The sequence below is a fragment of the Vibrio sp. 1402 genome, from assembly GCF_033340275.1.
The window spans coordinates 1-527 of sequence record NZ_JAWOWE010000666.1 but is presented as its reverse complement, the minus strand read 5'-3'; the positions used below and the strand labels follow the sequence as shown (position 1 = coordinate 527).

The 527-nt window shown below is 46.3% G+C and carries 1 protein-coding gene; it reads right to left on the bottom strand.

The features are described from left to right. The coding region (locus R7044_RS27830; RefSeq protein ID WP_225456322.1) for a SprT-like domain-containing protein at positions 1–298 on the bottom strand (298 nt) is incomplete at its 3' end. Between the last annotated feature and the right edge of the window lie 229 nt (positions 299–527).

The following is a 527-nucleotide window of genomic DNA, read 5'->3' as shown; positions in this document are numbered from 1 at the left end:
ATTCCATGACGCCCCGCCACTCTTTTCCGTGTGGTCGAACTCGGCCGTACACTTGGTAGGTGATTAAGTGGGCGACTTCATGAGGAATTACTTCTTCCAAAAACGCCTGTGGATTTTCTCTAAATAAAATAGGGTTGAGACGAATCTGATTTAATTGAAGGTAGGCTTTTCCCGCTGCTTTGCCGCGAACGTTGAATGTGATGCTTGGGATAGGGAATGAGCGCTTAAATGCCTGCTGTGCCAAAGAGATACAATCAGCCATGACTTGCTTGGCTTTATAACTCAGTTCAATGTCCATCCATACTCCGGTGTATTCAATAAAAAGCCCCCGCGTTGGCGAGGGCTGAATCATAGCATTTGTCCGTTAAGGCGTGTGTTTTTTCTTGATGGTTGCATGGTAGGCGTGCCATGTACCGTAGCCCAAAATTGGCATGGTAAACAACATACCGATTCCGTAGGTAGCAAAGCCAATCAAGATACCGCCACAAATAATCGCTGCCCAAACAATCATGGCCGGAATATTGGAT